The sequence below is a fragment of the Bacillus sp. FSL W7-1034 genome, from assembly GCF_038593365.1.
GTDB classification, from domain to species: Bacteria; Bacillota; Bacilli; order Bacillales; family Bacillaceae; genus Bacillus; species Bacillus altitudinis.
Genome location: NZ_CP151989.1, coordinates 373,889 through 384,668, shown reverse-complemented (window position 1 = coordinate 384,668; position 10,780 = coordinate 373,889). Strand labels below are relative to the sequence as shown.

The following is a 10,780-nucleotide window of genomic DNA, read 5'->3' as shown; positions in this document are numbered from 1 at the left end:
GTTTGCTTAAAATATATCCATTAGCTTTTCAAGTTCATCCATGGTCAGGTCATCGTCTCCTACATCACTAGGCGTAATTTGCGCTTCATCTTGTGATACACAATGTGAGATGAGTGCCTTCACGTTCTTTTCTAAAAGGTCCTTAAACTGTTCCATCGTTTGCTCTTCAAATTCAAGCTGGTGATAGGATATCGTCATATGGAACATGCCCTGTTCTACGAAACCAACAATATCTAATGCATGAGGTTTCTCTGATTCTGGACTTAATGATTGACCTGCCTGCCAAGTGGATCGACTTAGTTCACCCCCGCCAATCTGTTCATCAAACTGACCAAGATAGTTAAAGCTGATATCTGGCGTGACATCAAATGCGAGACCGTCCTTCATTTTGTCAGGCGTTAAGTATTTTAAAACGCCATAGCCGATTCCCTTGTTCGGAATGTGTCTGAGCTCTTCTTTCAAAAGCTTGATTTGATACGAAAGATCCTCCGCATGCGACAAATCAAGCAGCACAGGATACATGCTCGTAAACCAGCCGATGGTCCGCGACACATTGACCGCCGGAAGGATGTCTTCCCTTCCATGTCCTTCAAGGTGAATAAAGTGTCTGTCTTCTTCTGTCCACTCTTTCAGGGTCAATCCTAAAGCGGTTAGCAAAATGTCGTTGATTTCCGTGTGGTACGCCTCATGTACTTCTGTCAGTAGGCTGCGTGTTTCTTCCTCAGACAGCGTAAAGCGAATGGTTTTTGTATGCAGCATTCTTTGATCCTCTGTGACATGATCCTTTTGCAGAGGTGCAGTTAAATGCCCAAGTACCTTTTTCCAATAGTCCCTTTCTGCCAGCAGCTCATCTGACACTGCGTATTCCGTCAACTTCTGGGCATATGCTTGGAATGAATGTGTTTTTTCAGGAAGTGTCAGCTCCTCCCCGCGCTTCGCCTGCTCATAAAGAGCCATGAAGTCTTCAAGGAAAATACGCCATGACACACCATCAATGACAAGGTGATGTACAACGAGCAATAAGTGATCTCCATGATCCGTACGGAAAATCGCAGGTTTGACTAATGGTCCCTCTGTTAAAGAAATACTCGCCTGCACTTCATTTGCTAGCTTTTCTACCTGCTGGATTTGCTGTGATCGTTCTCCTTGTACTTCTATCACGTTCACCGCTACATCATTTTCATCTACTCCACGATGACGCTGGATGATGCGTCCTTCTTCTATCGGATAAACCAATCGCAAAGCATCATGATGGGTCATCATCTGCTCGAGCACTTGTTTGACAAGCACTTCATCCAAACCATTTGCCGCATGGAGCATAACGGACTGATTCCAATGATGTTGGCTGCTGAAGTTCCGTTCAAAGAACCAGCGCTGTATCGGTGTTAAAATAACCTCTCCTTCGACAGCTGACTGATCGGCTGTGAGAAGATCCGCTTCTTCGATATATGGGCGAAGCTCCGCAATCGTTGGATATTGGAAAAGCAGTTTCATATCGAGCTTCCAGCCTGCTTGCGTGAGTCTGCTTGCCATTTGGATGCCTTTAATCGAATCTCCGCCAAGGAAGAAGAAGTGGTCGTGAATACCAACTTGGCTGACGCCAAGCACATCTTCCCAAATGCCGCAAAGCAGTGCTTCCACTTCATCTCTTGGGGCTTCGTATGCTGTTTGATTCGCTTCCATATCAGGTGCTGGCAGTGCTTTGAGATCCACTTTGCCATTTGCCGTCATCGGCAGTTGGTCTAGCTTGATGATCCATGATGGCACCATATATTCAGGCAAGGTGCGCTTTAAGCTATCTTTCAACGTATCCGTTTCTTTATCTGTGATGGCGTAAGCGACAAGAGCGTCTTGATCACTTGCGTCTTTGACCGTTGTCACGACGGCTTCTTTCACTTCATTTAGCGCAAGGAGCTGCGCTTCAATTTCTGATAGCTCAATCCGGAATCCGCGGATGTTCACTTGATGGTCTTTTCTACCGAGGTAGATCAGCTCGCCATCCTCTGTCCATTTCACCAAGTCGCCTGTACGGTACATGCGCTCTCCAGGATAAAACGGATCTGGGACAAATCGTTTGTCCGTTTCCTCTGGGAGATTCCAGTAGCCTCTTGCCAGTCCTTTCCCCGCAATCACGAGCTCACCCGGTACGCCTTGCGGCGAGAGGTCATATAACGAACCCATAATGTAAAAACGAGTATTGGCAATCGCTGTTCCGATAGGAAGCGTGCCTTGATCTGGATCAATGATCCAGCTTGTCGCCACAACCGTATTTTCTGTTGGGCCGTAGTTATTGACGAGTTTGTATGGAACGGGCTTCACCTGTTTTAGCTTGTCCCCGCCTGTCAGTAAGTAACGGAGAGAATGATTGTCCATCGACATAAACTGCTCACATAGCTGTGTTGGCAGGAACGCAATGGTGATGCCTTCATGATTAAAATACGAATTGAGCTTGATCATATCGAGGCGAATCGCTTCGTCGATGATATGGAGCTCTGCGCCGGCGATCCATGTCGGGAACATCTCCCAAATGGAGGCATCAAAGCCAAAGCCGGCATATTTAGCGGTTCGGTCTTGTTTCGTCACCTGGAAAGCATCATTGTGCCAAAAAGCAAGATTGACAAGAGACTGATGCTCGACCATGACACCCTTCGGCTGTCCAGTCGTTCCAGATGTGTAAATCATATAAGCGAGATCCGTTGGTTTGATAGGAACCTGAATCTCGTGTGCTTCTCCTTCTACTGCCTCTTCTATGAAGAGGGTATGACCTCTGAATGAAGGTGGTGCAGTGAGCTCTTTCTGAATCAGAAGGACCTCTGCCCCGCCATCTTCCAGCATGTAGGCAATGCGCTGCGCTGGATAATCGGCATCAATCGGCACAAATGCCGCACCTGCCTTGAGAACTCCAAGAACAGCGGCTGTCATCTCAAGCGATGGACGTGTGAGAATGCCAATGCGGTCTCCCGGTTTTGTGCCGCTGGAAATGAGTCTTGCGGCGACTGTATTCGCCCGGTTGTTCAGTTCTTCATACGTCCAGCTTGTGCCGCAGAAAGTTGCGGCTTTTTGATGAGGTACTTCCTGTGACTTCGCCTCAATCAATGCATGAACCGTTTGATCTGTCGGGACATCTAGGATAGGTCCGGACCATTCATCAAGCAGTTTTTGCTGTTGCGCTGGTGATAATAATTGCATCTGATCTAATAATTGATCTGGTGCTGACACCATTTGTTCGATCAAGTAAAGGAAATACTCCTTCCACTTCTCAATCGACGACCGTTCAAAGATAGAAGAATTATAATCAAACACAAGCTCGATTTGATCGTCAGATTCGTTTCCAGTTAAGGTTAAGTCAAATTTTGCTATGTTCTCATTGAACGGCTGGGGAATGATATCAAGTCCATCCATCGACAGGTCACGAATATCTGCATTTTCCATCGAGAACACCACATCAAAGATTGGATGGCGGCTTGTGTCGCGAACTGTTTGCACTTGGTCCACCAGTTCTTCAAATGGGTAAAGCTGGTGTTCATTTGCCGCTAACACAAGCTCATGAACTGTTGACGCAAATTGAGAAAATGTCTGATGTCCTTCTGGTTTTGTTCTGAGTGCCAGCGTATTCACAAACATGCCGATGACTGATTGAATATCAGGATGGGTTCTGCCCACCACTGGAGAACCGATCATGATGTCTTCTTGTCTCGAAAGCTTACTTAAAAGCGTACTGTAGCAAGCAAGCAGCACTGTATACGTTGTACCGTTGAGTGATCTAACCAACTCATCCAATTGCGCTTTAAGCGCACCGTCTATAGAGAATTCGACGCGGCCCCCTTCAAACGTCTGAACCTTTGGTCTCGGAAGATCCTCAGGCAGCGCCAAAACAGGCAGTTCTCCTTGTAATTGTTCCAACCAAAACGCCGCTTCAGCCTCTTTTTGTGCAAGGAATTTTTCACTTGTTGACCAAACCGCATAATCCTTATATTGAATAGGCAATTCATCAAGTTCGTCTCCTCGATACAAGATCGATAGCTCATCAATTAAAATACCGACAGACGCACCATCTGAAATGATGTGGTGCATATCAATCAACAAATAATGAACAGTCGAAGATTCAGACACAAGCCCCACTCTGAGCAGCGGCGCTTTTCCTACATCAAATGGACGGATAAAATCATTCATTAATTGCTGAATGTCTCGGCCATCCCCTTCGATGTTTTCAATGTTCACAGAGACATTCGCTTCAATTCGCTGAACAGGTTCACCCTGAACGAAGTCAAAGCTCGTACGGAATGCTTCATGACGATGAACAAGCTGGTCAATGGCTTTTTTAAATCGTTTTTCATCAAATACACCTTCAAGCTTTAAAGCAACTGGCATATGATAGCTCTGCTCGGCATCTGTCATTTTTTGCAGAACAAACAATCTTTTCTGAGCAGATGTCACAGGATAAAAAGCCGCTTCTTCCGCTTTCTCCACTCGCCTGATTTCAGTTCGATCTGTTTGATCCACCGCAAGGGCAAACGCCTCTAAAGTGGGTGATTCAAATAATGTTTTCAAAGTACATTCCACATGCATCTCTTCATAGAGCCTGTTCAGCATTTTCATGCCGCGCAGTGAATGACCACCGCATTCAAAGAAATGATCATGTCTGCCGATTTTCGGCACCTCAAGAACTTCCTCCCAAATGTGTGCCAATATACGCTCTGTATCTGATTGAGGAGGGACGTATTCATTTGCCGCCTGCTCACTTACATCAGGTACCGGTAATGCCCGTCTGTCTACCTTGCCATTCCCCGTTAGTGGCAGCTCGTCTAATTGCATGAAGAAAGCTGGCATCATATAAACAGGGAGTTCTCGTCCTGCTTGCTCACGTAAATCCGACAGCGGAACAGCACCTTCTGCTGTGAAATATGCACACAATGTATCATTTGATATCGCAATGACAACGGCTTCCTTCACTTGCGGATGCTGCAATAGCTGGTGTTCAATTTCGCCAAGCTCGATACGCTGACCTCGAATCTTGACTTGATGATCTATTCGCCCAATGAATTCAATATCTCCATTTGACAGCCATCGTGCGAGATCGCCCGTTTTGTACATGACTTCACCAGATCGGAAAGGATTTTCAACAAACTTTTCGCTCGTTAGTTCTGGCTGTTGATAATACCCCTTGACCAGTCCGTCACCTGCGACACAAAGCTCTCCAGCTACTCCCGGCGGCTGCACATGTCCAAACTCATCGACAATATAAACAGCCGTTTGACTCACCGGCTTTCCGATCGGAATCGACAGTGCTTGTTCTTCAATGTGATTCACCGGATAATACGTTGTGAAAATCGTGCTTTCAGAAGGTCCATACATATGAATAAGTTTGTCTTCTCCAACCGTTTCAAGCGCTGCCACAACATGCGGCACAGAAGCACGTTCCCCGCCAAACAGCACTTTTCTGACGTTTTTCAGGCTGCCTTTTTTCATATCAATCAGTAAGTGAAATAGAGCGGTCGTGATCATTAAAATACTGACTTTTTCCTTCTCAATCGCGCCAGAAAGCTCATTCATATTTAAAATCTGATCCTTTGGCAAAACAATGAGTTTCGCTCCGTTCAATAAAGCACCAAACACATCAAACATAAATGCATCAAATACATAGTTTGAAAGGCTCATCACCGTGTCTTCATGATGAATGGTGAGATAATTCGACTGCTTCACTGTTCTCAAAATGTTCCGGTGCGTCACCATGTTCCCTTTAGGTTTGCCTGTCGTACCAGATGTGTAGGTCAAATTCGCCAAGTCCAAAGGCGAAACACATACAACTGGATTGCTCTCTGACTGCTGATCAACGGCTTGATCTTCTGTTTCTATGATTTTCCCTTCAAATGCAGTAAGCACAGAACGATGACGCAGCACCTGATGGGTCAGGACAAACTGTGCACCACTATCTGTCAAAAAGTGCTTGATACGTTCATCAGGGAAGTCAGGATCAATTGGCACATAGACACCGCCAGCCTTTAGCACAGCTAAAACCGACAGCACCATCTCATTGGAACGTTCAAAGAATAAAGCCGCTTTCATCCCTTTTTCAAAACCATGTTCGTGTAAATAATGAGCCAGCTGGTTCACTCTGCGATTCAGCTCTTGATAAGAAAGAACCACATCTTTACATTGCAAAGCAGGCTGATGACCATGCTGCTGTACTTGTGATTCAAATTGCGTCACAATGGTTTCTTCCGCAGGATAAGGCGTAGGTAACGGGTTCCACATCTTCAATTGAGCCGCTGCCTCTTGTTCAGACAGTAAGCGGTATGATTGAATCGCTTGCTCCGGCACTTCAACCATCTGCTCCAGAAGATAAACATAATGCTTGAGCATCTGCTCGGCAGTACTTCGTTTAAATAACGCCGTACTGTAATCGAGAACAAAAGAAAGACCATGACTTGACTCCGTCGCTTGAAGTGTGAGATCAAACTTCGCAATATGGAAATTGGTTTCCTCGACTTCGACTTTCATCTCTCCAATATGCTGGGTTGTTGAATGATCTGGCGTCAGAGTAAAGACCGTATCAAACAATGGATGGCGGCTAAAATCTCTTTGCACATTTAGCTTTTCAAGCAGCCGCTCGAATGGATATTGCTGATGCTCAAACGCCCTCATCGTCTTTTCCTTTACTTGCTCAATCAACTGTGTCATTGAACCGTTCGGATCTACCTCTGAACGTAAAGCAAGTGTTTGGACAAACATGCCGATCATGTCATTCAAATCTGCATGCACCCTGCCTGCTGTTGGCGTCCCCACCACAAACTCCTTTTGACCTGTGTATTTCGCAAGCAATGTATAGTAAGCAGAAAGCAACACGGTATACAGCGTCGTATGATGATTCGCTGCAAGCTCCTGCAAACGGCCTGTTAACGTCTCATCGATGTTTCTGAGAACGCGGTCTCCAGCGAAAGACTGGACAGCGGGACGCTGATAATCCGTTAGCAGCTTCAAAGCAGGGATATCTCCTGAAAATTCTTTCAGCCAGAATGCTTCATCTATTTGACCGCCTTGCTCTGCCTGTTGTTCTTGCCAAACAGCATAATCTTGATATTGAAGCTTCAATGGCGCTTTCACTAATCCCTCATATGCGTCAGACAGCTCACGCAGCATCAAATCAATTGAAAGACCATCTGAAATCAGATGATGCATATCGAAATAGAGAAGATGCTCCTGATCATGTAAAGACTGTAGCCCAACACGCAAAAGCGGAGCCTGCTCAAGATAAAAAGGTCGGACAAATTGACGCATGTTCTCTTCCATCGTGCTGCCTGTCACCTGTTCTATTTGAAATGGAACGGATGAAGCTACCCGCTGACGAGGGACTCCTTTGACTGTATGAAAAGAAGTGCGCAGCATATCATGACGTGCGATCAGTTTTCCAAAAGCTGCCTCCAATTTCTCTCGTTGCAGCGTTCCTCTTAATTTCACAACGGCAGGCATATGATAGGCGATGCTCTGCTCCAGCTGAGTCACCATATAAACACGCTGCTGCGCTGGTGACAGTGGATAATCGGCGGCAGTCGGTGCTTTCGGTATGACCACTTGTGAAGACTTTTCCGCTTGTTCAATATAAACAGCAAGTGCTGCAATCGTTTGCTGTTCAAATAAAACAGATAAAGGGACCTCCACTTGAAAAGCCCGCTGAACGAGTGTAAGAACTTTCATCGCTTTGAGTGAATGCCCGCCTATGTCAAAGAATGAGTCGTACACACCTATATTCTCTTGATGAAGAACGTCTTCCCACAAACGAACAAGCTTCGTTTCTACATCGTTTCTAGGCGCTACATAAACAGCACTGACAGCCTTGTCTCCTTTTAATGCAGCAAGCGCACGCCGGTCGACTTTCCCGCTAACTGTCAGTGGAAATGCCTCAAGCTGCTTGAAATAAAGCGGCATCATATAAGCTGGCAGCTGATGTTTGATAGCGGCTTGCAGGGTGTCCACGGAAAGAAATTCTTGTCGTGCTTGATAGTAAGCACTTAAAGCCTTTCCACCGTCCGGTTCATCCACGACAAGCACGACAGCCTGATCGACTCCGTCTATCTGCTCCATGACTGCCTCAATTTCACCTGTTTCGATGCGGTAACCTCTTATTTTTACTTGATCATCTATTCTTCCAAGGTAATCAATTGTGCCGTCTGGAAGCCATCTCACTACATCACCTGTGCGATACATCCGGTCTTCAGGAAAAAATGGATCTGGTCTGAATGCCTTCTCCGTCAATTCAGGCTGATTCACATAGCCCCGTCCCACTCCTATTCCCGCAATGCATAGTTCTCCCACAGCTCCCTGCACCTGTAGTTGTTCATGTTCATTTAAAATATAAATCCGATGATGGCCCAGTGGCTTTCCAATTGACACATAGCGCTGTTCTGGTGACTTCTGCAGCTCACTGAGATCTAGACGGTGAACCGTCGCATCCACACACGTTTCTGTCGGACCATACACATTCCACAAGGCAAAATCGGGCTGGCTGACACGCACAGCTTCAATCAGCGCCTGCGCTGCTTTCGCAGGGAGTGCTTCTCCCCCAATTAGCATGTGAGTCAGTGCAAGCCCATCCAAATCAGCTGCAAGTAAAAGCTGCACATGTGCTGGCGTTCCATCTGTTGCTTTGATTTGATGTTCTTTGTAATAAGCCGCTAGCTGTACACCGTTTCGTGTCGTTTCTCTTGGCACAATATGAAGCGTATGTCCAAATAAAAGAGCAGCAAAGATTTGTTTAACAGATGCATCGAAATGGAATGGTGCAAGAAGCGCCACTTGAAGCTGATTTGCCCCCTCATACACTTCGTGATGCAGGGCATGAACCAAATGATGCAGCTGAAGATGCTCGATCATCACTCCCTTCGGCTTTCCAGTCGTACCCGATGTATAAATGAGATAAGCCAAATCCTGTGATGTCGTCTGATCGATCAGCTCAGGCAGCGGACGATCTTCTAATTCCATATGCTGCTGGACAACCATTTTTTCGGCAATGGATGAATATCGCTGAACAAACGATTCTTCTGTTAAAACGATAGAAGCACCAGAATCTTCTACAATAAATTGAATGCGTTCCTCAGGTAATGCCGGATCGATCGGTACATATGCACCGCCAGCTTTTAATATCCCAAAAATGGCAACCATCGCATCTGCCGTCCGTTCCATTAAAACGGCAACTGGTACATCACGCGAGACACCTTTCATCTGTAAAAATCGTGCCAGTTTGTCCGCTTTTTGATACAGCTCTCCATAAGTGAACGTTCCATTTTCCGCTACCACAGCTGCTCGTTCTGAATACTTTTTAGCTACCTCATCAAATAAGTGGTGAACTGGTTTCGCTCCTGGTAAATCAAATGCTTCTCCCTTAGATAATTGAAGCAGCTGCTTTTGTTCATCTGCTGGCAGTAAAGAGAGAGCCCCAATCAGCTGATCTGGCTGAGAGACTGCCGCCTCCAGCAAAATCATCAATCGATCAAACAGCTTACTCATATCGTCTTCACTAAATAGATCTGTACGGTAATCCAAATCAATGGTCAATGTATCTGTATCCCAGCGGTCTTTCACATGAATCGATATATCATTCATTCCGCTTCCACTAAAAATCGGCTCCGTAATGAACGAAAGATTCTCTTTTTTCTGCCACTGCATGACCTGATACTCTAAAGAAATATCAAACAGGCGTCCTGTAAATCCATCTCTTTCCCTTAAATCATTCATGAGCACATTGTAAGGATATTTTTGATGACGCAAGATCTTCATCTGATCCGCCATGACTTGCTTCACGAAATCAAGAAACGTGAGGGATCCTTGCACAGATGCGCGCATCGGAATGGTCGACACAAACATCCCAATCATCTTTTTTTCCTTTGCATTTGTCCGATTGCCCATAAAGGTTCCAAGGACCACATCCTCCATGCCGCTAAATCGGTGCAAGTAAATATAGACAGCGGACATAAACATAGAAAGCATACTGACTTTCTCTTCTTCACAAAAAACTCGAAGCTTCTCCTTTAAAGCATCTGGAATATCCCCTGAAAATCTCTCCGCATGCAAACTCATCTCGTAACCTTTATGCGGTGTTAAAGAAGCGAAATCTGGAATATTGGCAAATTGCTCGTTCCAAAAAGCTTGGTCTTTCTGAAAACGTTTAGAAGATTCATACGTTTGCTCACTCATGATGTGATCAACGAAGGAAATGTCTTCAATTGGGGAGATGTCTGTCCCCTGCAGCATGTCATGGTATAGATCAATGATTCGGTTTCCCATCAAGATAATTGAAATACCATCAGCCACAATATGATGTGCTTTACAGAACAGCCAGCACTCTTGATCACTGATTTGAAAGACCGTAAATTCGATTAAGGAACGGTCAATCAGTTCCATCGGCTCACGAATCTCCTCGTTCGCCCACGCCCTGACTTCCTTTTCACTCCATCCTTTCACCAAACGAATCGGCTGTTTTTCATATGGCTTGATATATTGAACGGGCTCCTCCTGCTCATGTTGATACACCAGCCTTAAACGAAGAGAATCAGTTTCACGAATGTACGCTTGAAGCACATCAACGATCAAAGAAGGATTTAGACCTGATACCGATCTTAACTTGGCAAACCCACCCAAATTAGAAATACTTGTGCCTGGATAAAATCTTTCCGTGTAGAATACTCGCTTTTGCGCATGTGTTAAGGGGTAATAAACTGTACTCATTCTTATCCTCCGCTCTTCTATGTTTTCTCCACCAAATGTGATACCCTGCACCCTCTAT

At 45.5% G+C, this 10,780-nt stretch carries 1 protein-coding gene; it reads right to left on the bottom strand.

Annotated features, from left to right (window positions below):
• Positions 1–6: 6 nt before the first annotated feature.
• Positions 7–10,722 (bottom strand): amino acid adenylation domain-containing protein, encoded by a 10,716-nt coding sequence (locus NST73_RS01970; protein ID WP_342499328.1) that lies wholly within the window; start codon positions 10,720–10,722, stop codon positions 7–9.
• Between the last annotated feature and the right edge of the window lie 58 nt (positions 10,723–10,780).